Raw genomic sequence first — 15,936 nt, 5'->3', positions numbered from 1 at the left:
CATTCCTTGAGAGATTAAAATCGAATCTAATGCGCCACGATACAATGACGATAGTAATGTGCCGAGTCAGTTTAACGAGTTAAATCCACGGAGGTGTAAGTGAGTCGTCGACGAACATTGGAGGATTACCAGGAGCGGGCGAAGACGTTGATCGAACGAAGGCGCTCAAAGATTCACGGTTGGGGTGTATTTGCAAAGACTCAGATCAAGCGAAGCACGAAGATCATCAACTACGCGGGTGAGAAGATTACCCAAAAGAAGAGTCTCCCGCGTCAGGACAAGTACCTGGAGAAAGGGCACATCTGGTGTTTTGAATTGAATAGCAGATGGGTGAGGGATGCAGGCGTGGGCGGGAATATCGCGCGCTTCATCAATCACAAGTGTAAACCTAATTGCTGGGTTGATATTGAAGGCGACGTTATATGGATCCGAGCGGCTAAAAATATTCGAAAGGGCGAGGAGTTGGGTTATGACTATGAGACCGATGGGGATAAGACCATTCAGTGTCGATGTCGGCCTGGTTGTAAGCGTAAGCTCTGAGCTACACAGAAGCCGGCAAGTATCCTGATGAGCTGTGTCTGCCCGAATGCATCTATTTTATCTGCATGGTTTTGCATCGTCAGCTAAGTCCACAAAGGCGATGTGGCTTGCGGAACGCTTACGGTCCCTTGGTTTACCGTTGCACTGTCCAGACTTTAATGAACCCGAATTTAAAACTATTACAACATCTCGCATGATTGGGCAGGTCGACAACGCCATTGCGCGACTGTCTGAGGGGCCGGTCGTCTTGATAGGGTCCAGTCTTGGGGGGTTTGTGGCGTGGCATACTGCCGCGCGCCAATCTTTCGAGGCAGTAGCTCGTTCACCAATTACACAGCTAATTCTCCTAGCCCCGGCCTTAGACTTTGGCACCAATCGCCGTATGGGTACGGTTGGGGTTGAGCAGTGGCGAGACGATGGGCATCTCGATATCGTTCATCACGCTTTTGGTGAGCGCCGTCAGGTGGGTTATGAGCTTTACGCCGACGCGGCGCAATACGACTCATTCTCGATTCAAGACGGACCATCGACGATCATCTTCCAAGGGCGTTTGGACGACGCTGTTGATCCAGTCATGGTAGAGCGCTTTGCCCGGTCACGTTCCTACGTAGAGTGCTGCCTACTTGATGATGGCCATCAGCTTCACGATAGCCTAGACACTATCTGGGATCGCATTACCACTTTTCTTGGTCTAAAGGGCAGCGGGTAAAACTTCTGAATCGCGTGCAATTGCTCTAGGAAAGTAGTCCAGCGGTGTCCTGTGTTGTAGTTCAGGGGATATGACACATACGAGCGAACCGTTTATTTCGATCATTATTCCTGTGCTACGTGATGCGGAGCAATTGGCACGTTTGATTAATACGTTACCAGTAGTGAGCGTAGAACGCTCAAGTGAAATCATCGTTGTCGACGGCGGCTCCGATCCGGCCCTCGAAGAGTTGCGCGTCAGGTTTCCGAACATCCGCTGGATGCAGTCAAGGATTGGACGTGGGCCACAGATGAATCATGGAGCTGCGGTTTCGAATGGCCAGTGGCTGTGCTTTATCCACGCTGACACCGGTTTACCCGTTGGGTGGGACCATGAGATCGCTCGCATTGACGGAATGTCGGACGTCGTTGGTGGGAGTTTCCGATTCGTACTCGATGCTGAAAATTGGCAAGCGCGTCTGCTCGAACGTGGTGTGGGGTGGAGAGTCCGGTGGCTGGACTTGCCCTTCGGTGACCAAGGACTGTTTGTCAGGCGCGATGTCTTTGAGGCGATGGGTGGTTATAAGTCATGGCCATTGATGGAGGACGTTGATATCGTGCGCCGGCTTCGACAGCGAGGGCGGCTCTGGCATTCAGCTCTACCCATCCGAGTATCGCCGCGACGTTGGCGTCGCGACGGCTGGTTCCTTCGAAGCGCGGGAAATCTCTGCCTGCTAATGTTGTATATGGCCGGCATGTCGCCAGAACGACTGGCAAGGATTTACTACCGTCGCAACATTCGGGCTTAGTGTCGAGAGGTTTTAGGCAAATAGTTCGTATTCCCCAGGAACCATTTGATATGGACGCTAATTCGCTTATCCACCCACTCGACGAGGCGAACCTCAAGTTGCTATCACATGTACGTCCTAAGAACTGGAGGAATCCTACCGGTGACGAAGTCTACGATTTACTCGTTATTGGTGCTGGCACAGCCGGTCTTGTGACCGCTTCTGGTGCGGCAAGATTAGGGGCGAAAGTGGCGCTTGTTGAGCGGGCACTTCTGGGTGGTGATTGTTTAAACGTGGGGTGTGTGCCATCTAAGAGTTTATTGAGGGCAGCTCGAATAGTAGGTGAAATACGTAAGGGTGAGGTGCTAGGTATCAGTGTTGGTGCAGTAGAAGTTGATTTTAAGGAGGTTATGCGGCGGATGCGCCGCCGCAGAGCAGATATCAGCACGCACGATTCAGCCCAACGTTTTGCGAGTCTTGGTGTAGACGTTTTTTTTGGTGACGCCCAATTCACCGGACCGGCCGAGATTGCAGTGAACGGGCAGGGGTTACGGTTCAAGCGCGCGGTTATTGCAACGGGTACGCGGCCAGCCGTACCATCGATTCCTGGTCTCGCTGACATTCCCTACTTAACGAATGAGACCTTTTATTGGTTGACTGAACGACCGAGTCGACTTGCGATCATTGGTGGAGGGCCTGTTGGCTGTGAGATGGCTCAGGCTTTTGCGCGGTTTGGTAGTGAAGTGACATTACTTGACTTGTCGACTCAGTTCCTACCCCGGGAAGACCGCGATGCTGCTGAGGTGGTGGCAGGTCAGCTTCGTCGTGATGGGGTGCGAACGGAACTAGGGCTACGGCTTCAGCTGGTGAAGCCGAGTAATGATGGTTTCCAAGTGCAGTTTGAGCGGGATGGCGTGCAAAGTGAGGTTATCGGCGATCAACTGCTTGTGGCGACTGGTCGCACGCCGAACGTGGAAAATCTTAATCTTGAGGCCGCCGGCGTTGCTTACAGTCAGCAGGGTGTGGTTGTCGATGACCGGCTGCGAACATCAGCGGCGCGTATTTTCGCCGCCGGAGACGTCTGTTCTTCATTTAGGTTTACTCACGCAGCCGAGGCGATGGCCCGTATCGTCATTCAGAATGCTCTATTTTTTGGTCGGAAGAGCGCTAGTGCATTGGTGATTCCTTGGTGCACCTATACTGATCCCGAGATAGCCCATGTGGGTTTGTATGAGCAGGAGGCTCGAGAACAGGGACGACAGGTCTCCACGTTGACGGTCCCGCTTTCTGACGTTGACCGTGCGGTAATTGATGAAGAAGCTAACGGATTTGTGCGTGTCCATCACGACCGAGGCAAGTTACTTGGATGTACTATTGTGGCAAGGCATGCTGGTGAAATGATAGGTGAGGCAGCGTGCGTCATTACTCATGGTGGCAGTCTTGCCGACCTATCTGCGACGATTCATCCTTATCCGACCCAAGGGGAAGCGCTTAAGAAGATTGGTGACATTTATCGGCTGAAGTTATTAACACCGCGCTTACGTACTTGGCTTAAACGTTACTTCGCTTGGTGCCGATCAGGGTAAGCCTCGATTACCGCTAAGAAATATTGGTCTTTGATACGATGAGGGGGCACGGTAGCCCGTAGTGATTACAAGCGTTGCCCCGGCCAACGACGATATGGAGAGCATTTATGCTGATACAGCCTCCGCCGGACATCGCCTCCTCTGAGATTACCGAGGAGCGCATCTTTCTAAATCGGCGGGAGTTTATCCATACTGCGGCCGGTGTCACACTTGGTGTCACGACGGGCGGTCTTGCCCTGGGAAAGGATGCTGAGGCGACGTCGCTGGGTCAGGAGGAGATTTCAAATGTTCAACCCGGCCCTTTTGGAACCGATGAGCCCAAGAATTCATTTGAAGACATTACGAGTTACAACAACTACTACGAGTTCGGTCTCGATAAACGTGATCCATCACGCAATGCACATACATTAACTACGTCACCATGGACAATCAGGGTCGATGGTCATGTGGCAAAACCTGCGGATTATCACATTGAGGACCTCCTTAAAGGAATCCCTCTAGAAGAGCGTGTATATCGCCTTCGCTGTGTTGAAGCATGGTCGATGATCATACCTTGGGTTGGCTTTCCCCTTTCCACACTCATTAACCGTTTTCAGCCAACATCCAAAGCGAAGTACGTAGAGTTCACTACAGTTCTCCGCTTGTCGGAAATGCCAGGTGCGCGTCGGCCGGTGCTCGACTGGCCGTATGTTGAGGGCCTTCGTATGGATGAAGCGATGCACCCACTTACAATTCTCGCTGTTGGGCTGTATGGTAAGACGCTCCTCAATCAAAACGGTGCTCCAATTCGACTAATAGTGCCGTGGAAATACGGTTTCAAGAGTATTAAGTCAATCGTTCGAATGCGATTTACAGCTGACCAGCCAAGAACTGCGTGGAACAAGGCCACTCCAAACGAGTACGGGTTTTTCGCCAATGTGAACCCCGCTGTTAACCATCCGCGATGGAGTCAGCGTTCGGAACGGCGCATCGATCGTTTCTTCCGGCAGCCTACTTTGATGTTCAACGGGTACGACGATCAAGTAGCGTCCCTTTATAACGGTATGGACCTGCGCCGGTTCTTCTGAGGCTGTTCGGTTCGAAATAGTGAGGTTTCGTTGTGGGTCTCGGCTCTCTCAAGCGAGCGGTATTTGTGGCTTGTGTTCTGCCTGCCCTTTGGTTGGTCGGTAGGGCATTCACAGATGATCTCGGTGCCAATCCGATCGAAGAGGTCACCCATCAAACAGGTATTTGGACATTTCGTTTCCTCCTAGGCACCTTAGCGATCACTCCGCTCCGCTACTTGACGGCTTGGAGCCGGCTTGTGCCACTTCGGCGTATGGTCGGCCTGTTCACATTCTTTTACGCATGTCTGCATTTCGTGACCTATGGTGTCGACTACTGGTTTTTCGATCTGGACGCGATTCTTGATGATGTCATCAATCGGCCATATATAACGGCTGGATTCACCGGATTCGTCCTGTTGATTCCATTGGCTGTCACATCGACACACGCCATGGTCCGCCGACTTGGTGGTCGGCGATGGCAGCAGCTACACCGGTTGGTCTACTTTAGTGCTGGCGCTGGCGCTGCGCACTTTCTTTGGCAGACCAAGATTGACTTGAGGCGTCCAGGAATATATGTAGGTTGTCTGGCGTTGCTATTCGGGATCCGGCTATTGGGACGTTTTGATTCGAGATCGTTGAAGAGAGTGACGAGATAGCGACCCGAAGGATTTATCGTTCACTGATGTCATTCAAGGTCCAGTCGTACTTTAAGAATCTGATTATTGGCGTTCCGGTATGCGCTAGTGAAGCGATTTTGCTGGGTCCGTAGGTTGCGACCAGTCCAAGGAAGACTCTGTCACGTTCAGCGCGACCAGCGCTGACGGTATGTCCAAAGTGCGAAACAAAGTCATCGCCGAACCAGTCAAGAATAGCTGTTAGATACAGGGTGTTGCCATCAAGCCGCAGCCAATTAGTTTTTGCGAGGGTTTTTCGGGTTGAATCAGCAAGCTGAGTCCTGAGGGTATCGGCGCGATTCACCTCCAGAACTGGCACGCGTGTGTCCTGCACCATAAGGTGTCAAGCAGAATGACCGATCGGCCTGATTGGCGCAGATAATAAGCGATCTAGGCTCCAAAGACTCCAGCGCCAATGATAGCTACGTCGGCCGAAGTCGAGCCTTTCGTCATCTATATTGGCCACAGGAGCGTCAGGAAATGGCCCTCAATAACTATCCGCCGCGGGTGTGCATTTCTAGGTGGGGTTCTTCTCGAAGCCGCCGAACGGGGATCAGCGGTTCACGTTGGACCTCTGCAAGGCGCATTTCAGCTCCGCGGTCGACTCGCTCCTTCCATACGGAAGTGATCTGATCTTGGAGGTCACCGATTGAAGCACCTTCACGAAGCGACTTTCGAAGGTCAGTCCCAGAATGAGCATATAAGCAGAGATACCAAATACCATCTGCAGTCAATCGACTGCGATCGCAGCTTCGGCAGAACGGTTGGGTTGTCGAAGAGATGATGCCAAAAATTGTGCCGTCCGGGAAGGTGAACCGATCTGCGGGTGCGGAGTTGAGCTTTTTAACCGGCGTGATAGGGCCATACTTCTCGGAGAGAGTGCTGAGCATCTCGCGCCTTGATACAACCGCTTCATTTGACCATTGCGTAGCTCCTCCGACATCCATGTATTCGATGAAGCGGACTTCCAAATGGTGTTCACGGCCGTAGTCAATTAAGTCTGATAATTCGTCATCATTGACGCCCCTAATGACCACAGTGTCGAGTTTGATGTTGTCGAATCCAGCTTCGATGGCCGCGTCGATACCGGCAAGTACGGCTCGATGTGAATCCAACCGTGTCAGTTTGACAAAGCGCTCGGGCCTAAGGGTATCCATACTCACCGTGATACGGCTTAGTCCAGCGGAGCGCAGTGCTTGGGCTTGGCTGGAAAGGAAGACACCATTCGTCGTAAGTGCGAGATCACGTAATTCAAGTTTCGACGCTAGTGATCTGATGAGAGTGTGAAGATCCTGGCGAAGCAATGGCTCACCACCGGTTAAACGGACTTTATTTACGCCCAGGGCCGTAAATGCACCGACAAGGCTGGTTGTTTCCTCGAATGTGAGGATACTCTCGCGTGGAAGCCAGACATAATCGGCCTCTGGCATGCAGTACTGGCATCGGAGATTACATCGGTCGGTGACCGATAACCGTAGGCTGGACAACGGACGGTTGAGCGCGTCGCTGACTCGCATGGGATCTACAATTATGCCATGATTGACGGCAGTTAATGATTATCCTTCCATTGGGATTGCCACGATCATTTACTGCGACCCTCGCCTTGTCGCCGGTCGCTGAATAGCTCGTGAGCACACGACATAGATGATTTCAGCCGTTAGAGGAACGCGGGACATCCTACCGGACCAGGTGGAACGCTGGCAGCGGGTGGAGGAAGTCGCGCGGCGGGTTTGCAGCCGTTACGGATATTACGAGTTACGTACTCCCATTATTGAACGGGAGGAACTGTTCTCGAAAGGGACGGGTGAATCGACTGACATTGTTCAGAAGGAAATGTATGCATTCGACGACAAGGGTGGTCAGCGGGTAACACTGCGTCCTGAGGCGACGCCTAGTATTGTCCGGGCGTTTGTCGAGCACTCTCTCGAACAGTCACTATCTGTGGCGAAGCTCTTTACGCTAGGTCCAATGTTTCGGTACGAACGGCCGCAAAAGGGAAGGTATCGACAGTTTCATCAGCTAAACGTCGAGGTCTTCGGTGTTGCCGAAGCGTCGCTTGATGCGGAAGTCATGGAGATGGCCTGCACATTCGTTGGTGAACTGGGGATCGACGAATCCGAGTTGGTGATTAATTCGGTGGGGTGCCCTGACTGTCGGCCGATGTTTAGCGAGGCTCTGCTAAATGCATTGGGAGGAGACCTGTCGAAGCTGTGCGGAGATTGTCAGCGGCGAGCCAAGACCAACCCACTACGGATTTTCGATTGTAAGGTAGAAGCTGACCAGTCGACTATTAACCGACTGCCACACTCGACGGATTATCTGTGCGATGCGTGTCGTGGGCACTTTGAGGCCGTGCAACAGCACCTACGGCTATACGACCAACCGTTCCGATTGTCTCATCGTCTGGTTCGGGGTCTCGATTACTACACCCGAACGACTTTTGAGCTTCTCTCATCGAAGCTGGGCGCGCAGAACGCATTGTTAGGTGGCGGACGCTACGATGGTCTTGTCAAGCGCCTAGGTGGACCAGACCGACCAGGCATCGGTTTTGCAGCAGGCCTTGAGCGATTGGTGCTGGCGCTGCCGGATGTGAATGATCAGATGGCGCCTGATGTGTTTGTGGCTGCGATCGGTTCGTTAGCACAGGATGCTGTTTTTGTGCTCGCCCGAGCGTTACGGGCGGGCGGGCTCAGAACGCTGGTGGACTATGAGGCTCGAAGCGCCAAGGCGCAAATGAAACGCGCCAATCGTGCTGGAGTAAGCCATGTGGTGATTCTTGGCGATGATGAATTAGCCACCGGAGAGGTGACGGTCAAGACGATGGCCACAGGAGAGCAGTGCAAGGTGGCGCGCGACAAGATTGTAGACGTATTGTTATCAGCATCATGATTGAGGAATAACAGCTCTAGTGAGTGAACAACTAAAGGATCTCGTCAGGACCCATACCTGTGGGGCGATAAGGGAGGCCGATGTTGGTAAGCCGGTGGTCTTGCTCGGCTGGGTACATCGCGTCCGTGACCTCGGTGCACTCATCTTCTTCGATGTGCGTGACCGTTACGGTGTAACACAAGTGGTTGCTCGGGATGACAGTGATTTGCTAGCGACTGCCAAGCGGCTGCGTCCAGAGTTCGTGGTGGCGGTTATCGGCCCAGTGGAGATGCGGTCGGAGGAAACTGTGAATCCTAAGTTAGCCACGGGAACAGTTGAGATTGCTGCCGGTGACATTCGAGTGCTCAATGAAGCCGTAAGACCGCCATTTCAAATTGCTGAAGAGACTTCTGTATCTGAAGATCTTCGCCTGCGGTACCGTTATCTCGATCTGCGTAGGCCGCGAATGCAGCAAAACATTCAGCTCCGCCACAGGGCGACCAATGTGATCAGGCGGTTTTTTGATACCCATGATTTCTTGGAAATTGAAACACCGGTTTTGACTAAATCGACACCGGAGGGCGCAAGAGACTACTTAGTGCCGAGTCGAGTTCACGCTGGACAGTTTTTCGCCTTACCCCAGTCGCCGCAGATCTTTAAGCAACTGCTGATGATTGCCGGCATGGATCGTTACTTCCAAATTGTGCGATGTTTTCGTGACGAAGATCTCAGAGCCGACCGGCAACCAGAATTTACGCAGGTCGATGTTGAGGTCTCGTTTGCCAGTCAAGATCAAATCTTTGAACTCATTGAGCGATTGATGCAGGAGTTGTTTGAGGCTGTTGGACTCGGGAGCATTGAAATACCGTTTCGGCGACTGGCCTATTCGGAGGCCCTAGCTCGTTATGGTAGTGACAAACCTGACCTTCGCTGTGACCTAGCTGTGGAAGATATTTCCAAGGCTTTTGTTGACTCGAACTTCAAGGTGTTTAGGCAGGTGGTGGAGACAGGGGGGGCAATTCGAGCCCTGCCGATTTCTGGTGGTGGAACTGCGTCCCGGCGTGAGTTGGATGACTTGGTGGCCCGCGCCGGTGAGTTGGGCGCGGCTGGACTTGTTTGGGCCCGTTACGGTCCTGACGGAAAGGTGCAGAGTTCGGTGCTCAAGGTGGCTGGTGAAGCGGCCGTGCGTTCGGCGCTCGAGTTAGCGGGAGCCGGGAAAGAGGACCTCATTCTGATTGCTGCGGGCGATGGTGTGGTCGCATCGAAATTACTAGGGCAGTTACGGCTGGAGATCGCTCAAAAGCGCGGATGGCTCGACCCGACCCGGTTTGTTTTTACTTGGGTGGTGGACTTTCCGCTGCTTGAATGGGACGAAGCCGGTCGCCGGTACACCGCAATGCATCATCCCTTTACTTCCCCAGTTGATGCTGACCTAGAACGGCTCTCAAGTGAGCCGGGGGCTGTACGGGCGAAGGCCTATGATCTTGTGCTGAATGGAAGTGAGATCGGTGGAGGTAGTATCAGAATTCACGACCAGGCGACACAGCGACGGATGTTTGAGTTACTGAACATCGGGCCTGAGGAGGCTAAGTCGAGGTTTGGCTTTTTTCTCGATGCTCTTGAACACGGTACTCCCCCGCACGGAGGTATTGCGCTTGGCCTCGACCGAATTATCGCTTTACTCGCAGGTGAGACTTCTATCCGGGATGTGATTGCTTTTCCAAAGACTGCAACGGCCGTGGATTTGATGGCTGGTGCACCAGCTGATGTAGACCCGAAACAACTCAGGGAACTAAAACTGCGTTCAAACGGTTGACACGAGCATGGCTCCGACCTCTTCATCCCCCATTCGAAAGATACCGATTCCAGTTGAGGGGATCGAAACATTATTCGGATCGTTCGACGAGAATCTCAAGAACTTCCAACTTCTCTTCAACGTTACAATCCGTACAAATGGGAACGAGCTACTGGTCGAAGGACGCGCGACTGACATTGATAAGCTTGCGGGTCTGGTTGAGCAGTTGGGCGCGTTATTGCGAAACGGTCACGACTTCGCTAAAGGCGACGTAAAACGGGCCGCCCAGTTAGTAGCCCAGGATCCGGCTATCGATCTCCATGATTTTTTTCTTCGCGGCACGGTGGTTCCCTTGGGCAAACGACATGTGAGGCCCAAGAGTATTAATCAGCGTAAATACCTTGATGCCATTGAGAAATTCGATATCGTCTTTGGAATTGGTCCAGCAGGAACAGGAAAGACCTATCTTGCGATGGCCGAGGCGGTGTCCTTTCTGGTCGACAAGAAGGTCAGCCGGATTATTTTAGCTAGGCCAGCTGTTGAAGCTGGTGAAAGGTTGGGTTTTCTACCTGGCGATCTTCAGGAGAAAGTGAATCCCTACCTGCGTCCTCTTTATGATGCACTTTACGACATGCTCGACGCTAAAAAGGTCGAGCATCTCCTTGGCCGTGGCGTGATCGAGATTGCACCAATTGCGTTCATGCGTGGTCGAACCCTGAACGACGCCTTCGTCATTCTTGACGAGGCGCAAAACACAACGTCTGAGCAGATGAAGATGTTTCTTACGCGCCTCGGCTTTGGATCAAAAGCTGTAATTACGGGTGATATTACCCAAATCGATCTTCCGTCAGACCGCGTATCAGGCTTAATTGAGGCGATGGACATCGTTCGTCAGATCAATGGGATCGCGTTTATCAAATTCGATGACCGCGACGTTGTGCGCCACGGTCTTGTGCAGCAAATCGTTAAGGCCTACGATGTATTCTCGCCAGGTTCAGTGAGAGGTGAGGGTGTGAAGCGACCGGTGCGTGCAGTCGAAAGGCCTTGGCCTTCAGTTGTTTCCGACAGAGACGACTAGTCATTTAAACGCTGATATGTCTATTGGCCGCGGTCGGGGTTCCCGAGGGCGACTAGTTGTCACTGTGACCGACGGATTGGGACGAGGCATTAGGCAGAACAATCTGAGAAAGTGGCTTCTCATGGCTGCACCAGCCTCGGCGAACGGGGTGCTTACGATTGCGTTGGTATCGGACCCGAAGATCCGCGCGTTGAACAGACAGTTTCGTGGAATTGATCGGGCGACTGACGTATTGTCGTTTCCAATGGAAGAACAGGAAACTCACCTTAAAGAACGCAGAGCGAAACGATATCTTGGGGATATTGTTATTGGCCTGGGAAGAGCCAGTCGTCAAGCCAGAAGAGCGGGTCATTCTAGGATAGCCGAGTTGAAGATCCTCGCACTTCACGGGTTACTGCACTTACTTGGCTACGATCACACTAGTGACAACGGGCGCATGGCTCGAGTTGAACGGGAATGCCTTCGCCGTGGTGGTGTGAACATGGGACTGCTTGCCCGGTCCGATAGTGATACTTCTGATCACTAGTGCTCCCAGTGTAGTTAAGCGCTTATGAAGGCTGGTTTCATATCTTTAGTCGGGCGACCCAATGCCGGGAAGTCTAGCCTCCTCAACAAGATTATTGGGGCGAAGCTTGCAATTGTTTCGGATAAGCCACAAACGACACGAAACCGGATCATCGGAGTCAAAAGTTATCCATCTGGTCAGGCGGTCTTTATGGATACGCCTGGAATTCATCGGCCCTTGCACCGTATGAATGTTCGGATGGTAGAAATGGCCCTTGACTCGATTCGTCGTGTCGATGTGCTTGGGGTAATAGTGGATGCTGCTGAGATGATTGGTGGTGGTGATCGATTTATATTGCAGCAGTTGAGGCGCGTTAAGAGTCCAGTGTTTTTAGTGCTTAATAAGATCGATCTAATAGCGAAACCGAAATTACTGCCGATGATTGATTGGTATCGCCAGCGATATGAGTTCGAAGAGATTGTGCCGGTATCGGCGTTGGTTGGTGATGGAGTGCCTGAATTGGAGTCGTTGCTTCTGAAGCATCTACCGGATGGTGACCCGATTTATCCCGAAGACTATTTGACCAATCAACCCGAGAAATTCTTTGTAGCCGAGACCGTTCGGGAAAAGTTATTGCAACATACGCACGCAGAAATTCCCTTTTCGAGTGCGGTCGTGGTAGACCAATTTCAAGAGGTGGATGAACGGGGCATAATCCGTCTCCATTGCTCGATCATAGTGGAGCAGGCCTCGCAGAAGCCGATCGTGGTCGGTCGAGGTGGGTCGATGGTGAAGACGATTGGCATGGAAGCTAGGAAAGAGCTTGAAAGCTTTTTCGACACTAAGGTCTATCTTGCTCTACATGTTAAGGTGCGTTCTGACTGGCGTGAAAGCGATCGCCTGCTCAACGACCTCGGTATGCTGAGCTCAGGCGACTGAGTTGGTCTGAGCATGCCGTAACGATTCAGATTTCCTAATAGTCCGGTCGAGACAATAAACGGTGGGCAGCACACCCGAAGGGGTGGTGCCGCTGTTTGTCTGAAAAAGTTGGATGGTAATAAGACAAAGAGAGTTTGATGTTCTTAGTCTATTCTCGTGCTTTGATGGACATAGAGGATGTCACACTTAGAGAGTTCTGTGGTATCGTGAGGGGTTACTGATCGCCCTATGAACGACGACAGTTGCCCATCGGACCGGAAACCCGCTGCTGTGAGAATGAACCATGCCTGCCCAGCGCCGAATCGACCTGGTGCTCGAGTCAGTCAAGCGACTGCAGCGGATCGGTGCGAACGCTAACCTTCTCAATCTCCTCCAGAAGCAGCATCCAGCAGACCTCGCCCAGGTATTTGGTGAGCTGACCGAACGCGATCGGCGCGACAGTTTCGCGTTGCTAGTGGAACGTTACAGCAGGCTCGCGATGGAGGCGATTAGTGAGCTGGGACCAGAAGCCGGTGCTGCAATGCTAGCCGATCGGTCAGCTGAAGACCTGGCTGAGCTGCTTCAAGAGCTGCCGAGTGATGATGCCGCAGCGCTAATCGAACATCTTCCAGAGACGTTATCAATCGCAGTTCTCGATTTACTGGAGCGACGTGAAGCGGGCGATGTACAGAATCTGCTCGAATACGCCGAGCAGACGGCTGGCCGCATCATGAATCCTAATGTCTTTGCGTTGTCCGAAGATCTGACCGCAGGTGAGGCCATCGCGGCGCTTCAGACGTCACGAGATGTAGAGATGGTTTTCTACCTTTACGTCGTAGACGTGCGTCGGCATTTAGTTGGCGTTGTGTCTTTGCGGAGGCTCTTGTTGGTTGCGACCGAAACGCCACTTAAGCGGATCATGACGACCGACATAATGAGCTCACGCGTCGACACAGACCAGGAAGAGGTGGCACGGATGGTCGCGTCATATAACTTACTGGCCATTCCCGTTGTTGATGAGGAACACAAATTGGTGGGCATCATTACGGTGGACGATGTGATTGATGTCATTAAGGATGAGGCGACTGAGGACATTTATCGTTTAGCTGGAATGGCGGGTGATGAACACATTTCTACGCCGCCGGCCGAGGCCTTACGTAAGCGTCTACCGTGGCTTGGTGTCAATTTGGTAACGGCCATCATGGCCGCCGCGGTCGTAGCGCTTTTTCAGGAAACGATCAGTCAGGTGGTGGCACTTGCTGTCTTCATGCCAGTCGTAGCTGGTATGGGTGGTAACGCAGCGACCCAGACACTCACGGTCACGGTCCGAGGCATCGCGCTGGGTGAATTAACGTGGGGAAACTCCCGGAAAGCATTGGTAAAGGAAGTCCTGATTGGCCTTGGGAACGGTCTTGTCTTGGGCTTTGTTGCTGCGGGTGTGTCTTGGGCCATGCAGGGGAATCCCGTCCTCGGGCTAATACTGGGCTTAGCGATGATCTTGAATATGCTGGTTGCAGCGACTGCTGGGACCCTAATCCCAATTGTGCTGAGGGCGTTAAATGTTGATCCAGCGCTGGCATCTTCGGTCTTTATTACGACCCTGACTGATGTTTTCGGCTTCTTATCGTTTCTGGGGCTGGGTACGTTGTTTCTGCGCTACCTCATCTAACTCATCACCTAAAACAGGCTGCGAGTACATTAGAATACTGCGCGTCGGGGTGTCCGGAGGACTAAGTCACCTTGAGGGGCGCTGCCGTTGCTGACTATGCCGCTGTTTAGTTCGGAGGCTCTTGTACTTCGCACCTACCGATTGGGAGAAGCTGACCGGATCGTAGTCTTTCTGACCAGCGACCGAGGTAAGAAACGTGGCGTGGCTAAGGGTGCCAGGCGTACTAAGTCAAGATTCCTTGGAGCCTTGGAACCGTTTACGTGCGTGCGTGTGTCTTACTACGAACGGGAATATCGAGACCTGGTGCGTGTCAGTGAAGTGGAGACGGTCCGGTCCCCTTTAACAATACGAGACTCGGGATCGTTGAACTACATTGGATACTTTGCCGAGTTGGTCGACGAATGTGCTCAGGAGGCCGATCCAAATGAGCGCTTATACCGTCTCGGAGTATCGATAGTTGAGGCGATGGTTTCAGGCGTGTCGGTCGAGCGGCTGGCACGATATTTCGAGTATTGGTTGCTTCGGTTACAGGGGGTTTACCCGCCGGCGATTGTATGTCACGAGTGTGCGGCCGCACTTGAAGACGGCGGTGGGTGGATTTCAGCTAGAGAAGGGATGTTTCTCTGTCCTAGCTGTGGAGAGCCGAGAGAGGGTTTGCGATTGTCGGCGTTGTCGATCAGGTTTCTTCATGATGCATCACGAATTCGACCAGCCGACTTGGAGACGATATCGTGGTCAATTCAGATTAGCCGTGAACTGGAGGCGGCTCACAGCTCGTTAATAGCTACACATTTGGATAAGGAGTTGAGATCGATGCGAGTGATGCGGGCATTGCAGAATTGATTGCGGTGTCATCGCTCGCTAAGATTCCATAAGACGAATCGTGACTTTTCAAGATCTCATTTCTGCCCTATCCAACTATTGGGCTTCGAAAGGGTGCTTGATCCACCAGCCGCTCGATTTAGAAATTGGAGCGGGGACAATGCACCCGGAAACGTTCTTACGGGTGCTAGGTTCGTCCCCATGGCGGGTTGCTTACGTTCAGCCCTCGCGGCGTCCGGCCGATGGTCGTTTTGGTGAGAACCCGAACCGATTATTTAAGCATCATCAGTTTCAAGTGCTTTTGAAGCCATCCCCAGACCGATCTCAACAACTCTTCTTGGAGAGTCTCGAGGCGTGTGGCATCAACTGCGCGGCCCACGATGTTCGATTTGAGGAGGATAATTGGGAGTCCCCAACCTTGGGTGCGTGGGGGATTGGCTGGCAAGTAATGCTCGATGGTCAAGAAATTACGCAGTTCACCTATTTTCAGCAGGCAGGTGGCCAGGTGTTGTCTCCAGTTTCCACGGAAATCACTTATGGCCTAGAGCGTATCGCCATGTTGTTGCAAAAGGTGGACAATGTTTTTGATATTGAGTGGTCGCCGGGGGTCAAGTATGGTGCGGTTCGATTACAAGAAGAGGTCGAACAATCAAAATATGTGTTTGGAAAGGTCGACCAGCCACCCGAAGACTTTGCTTCGTTCCATCGAGGGTTATTTGAGCAGTATGAGGCTTTTGCGCAGACGTTGCTTAAGACGCGTCTCGTAATTCCTGCACTGGACTACTGTCTTAAGTGTTCCCACATTTTTAATATTCTTGACGCAAGTAGCGGGATAGGGGTAGCCGAGCGCACGGCCTATATTCTTCGAGTGAGGAAACTCGCCGTTGCGATCGCGCAAGCATACATCGACAATGGAGAGGTCGGAGAGGTCAATGAAGCAGGTGACTAACACTTGCGTAC

General features: G+C 52.5%; 16 protein-coding genes. 14 read left to right on the top strand and 2 right to left on the bottom strand.

All coding sequences use genetic code 11. The features are described from left to right. The first annotated feature begins 99 nt into the window (after positions 1-99). The 6 genes from QGH09_07450 to QGH09_07425 all read left to right on the top strand — a co-directional run bounded on the left by QGH09_07450 (position 100) and on the right by QGH09_07425 (position 5,303). Positions 100-540, top strand: coding sequence for an SET domain-containing protein-lysine N-methyltransferase (locus QGH09_07450; GenBank protein ID HJO18016.1), 441 nt, complete (start codon positions 100-102; stop codon positions 538-540). Positions 541-586: 46 nt separating this feature from the next. Further along, positions 587-1,249 (top strand): YqiA/YcfP family alpha/beta fold hydrolase, encoded by a 663-nt coding sequence (locus QGH09_07445; GenBank protein ID HJO18015.1) that lies wholly within the window; start codon positions 587-589, stop codon positions 1,247-1,249. A gap of 70 nt (positions 1,250-1,319) precedes the next feature. Then, a complete protein-coding gene (locus QGH09_07440) occupies positions 1,320-2,036 on the top strand; it encodes a TIGR04283 family arsenosugar biosynthesis glycosyltransferase (GenBank protein ID HJO18014.1) in 717 nt (238 codons plus the stop codon). Positions 2,037-2,086: 50 nt separating this feature from the next. Further along, positions 2,087-3,601 (top strand): mercuric reductase, encoded by a 1,515-nt coding sequence (locus tag QGH09_07435; protein HJO18013.1) that lies wholly within the window; start codon positions 2,087-2,089, stop codon positions 3,599-3,601. Positions 3,602-3,708: 107 nt separating this feature from the next. Beyond that, complete coding sequence (msrP, locus tag QGH09_07430; GenBank protein ID HJO18012.1) at positions 3,709-4,668, top strand: protein-methionine-sulfoxide reductase catalytic subunit MsrP; 960 nt, start codon at positions 3,709-3,711, stop codon at positions 4,666-4,668. A gap of 32 nt (positions 4,669-4,700) precedes the next feature. Then, positions 4,701-5,303: a protein-methionine-sulfoxide reductase heme-binding subunit MsrQ gene (locus tag QGH09_07425; protein HJO18011.1), complete on the top strand. Its 603-nt coding sequence runs from the start codon at positions 4,701-4,703 to the stop codon at positions 5,301-5,303. Positions 5,304-5,316: 13 nt separating this feature from the next. Here the strand turns inward: QGH09_07425 and QGH09_07420 are convergent, their stop codons facing one another. Together QGH09_07420 and moaA are read right to left on the bottom strand one after the other, a co-directional pair. Further along, positions 5,317-5,658, bottom strand: coding sequence for a hypothetical protein (locus QGH09_07420; GenBank protein ID HJO18010.1), 342 nt, complete (start codon positions 5,656-5,658; stop codon positions 5,317-5,319). A gap of 157 nt (positions 5,659-5,815) precedes the next feature. Further along, positions 5,816-6,838, bottom strand: a complete 1,023-nt coding sequence (gene moaA / locus QGH09_07415; protein HJO18009.1) for a GTP 3',8-cyclase MoaA — start codon at positions 6,836-6,838, stop codon at positions 5,816-5,818. A 127-nt stretch (positions 6,839-6,965) separates the two neighbouring features. Here moaA and hisS point away from each other — a divergent pair, with 127 nt between their 5' ends. The 8 genes from hisS to QGH09_07375 all read left to right on the top strand — a co-directional run bounded on the left by hisS (position 6,966) and on the right by QGH09_07375 (position 15,925). After that, positions 6,966-8,210, top strand: coding sequence for a histidine--tRNA ligase (gene hisS / locus QGH09_07410; GenBank protein ID HJO18008.1), 1,245 nt, complete (start codon positions 6,966-6,968; stop codon positions 8,208-8,210). A 19-nt stretch (positions 8,211-8,229) separates the two neighbouring features. Next, positions 8,230-10,005, top strand: coding sequence for an aspartate--tRNA ligase (gene aspS / locus QGH09_07405; protein ID HJO18007.1), 1,776 nt, complete (start codon positions 8,230-8,232; stop codon positions 10,003-10,005). Positions 10,006-10,012: 7 nt separating this feature from the next. Beyond that, the gene (locus QGH09_07400; protein ID HJO18006.1) at positions 10,013-11,062 is read left to right on the top strand and encodes a PhoH family protein; all 1,050 of its coding nucleotides are present in this window, start codon (positions 10,013-10,015) and stop codon (positions 11,060-11,062) included. A 16-nt stretch (positions 11,063-11,078) separates the two neighbouring features. Next, positions 11,079-11,588 (top strand): rRNA maturation RNase YbeY, encoded by a 510-nt coding sequence (ybeY, locus tag QGH09_07395; GenBank protein HJO18005.1) that lies wholly within the window; start codon positions 11,079-11,081, stop codon positions 11,586-11,588. 24 nt (positions 11,589-11,612) lie between these two features. Continuing rightward, a complete protein-coding gene (era, locus tag QGH09_07390; GenBank protein HJO18004.1) occupies positions 11,613-12,506 on the top strand; it encodes a GTPase Era in 894 nt (297 codons plus the stop codon). A 283-nt stretch (positions 12,507-12,789) separates the two neighbouring features. Next, a complete protein-coding gene (gene mgtE, locus QGH09_07385; GenBank protein HJO18003.1) occupies positions 12,790-14,154 on the top strand; it encodes a magnesium transporter in 1,365 nt (454 codons plus the stop codon). Between the two features lie 96 nt (positions 14,155-14,250). Then, entirely contained in the window at positions 14,251-14,997 is a 747-nt protein-coding gene (recO, locus tag QGH09_07380) for a DNA repair protein RecO (protein HJO18002.1), read from the top strand. Between the two features lie 40 nt (positions 14,998-15,037). Next, positions 15,038-15,925 (top strand): glycine--tRNA ligase subunit alpha, encoded by an 888-nt coding sequence (locus tag QGH09_07375; GenBank protein HJO18001.1) that lies wholly within the window; start codon positions 15,038-15,040, stop codon positions 15,923-15,925. Positions 15,926-15,936 lie beyond the last annotated feature (11 nt).

This window comes from Vicinamibacterales bacterium (genome assembly GCA_036012125.1).
Lineage (GTDB): Bacteria > Acidobacteriota > Vicinamibacteria > Vicinamibacterales > UBA823 > UBA11600.
This window is presented reverse-complemented; position numbering and strand designations above follow the sequence as displayed.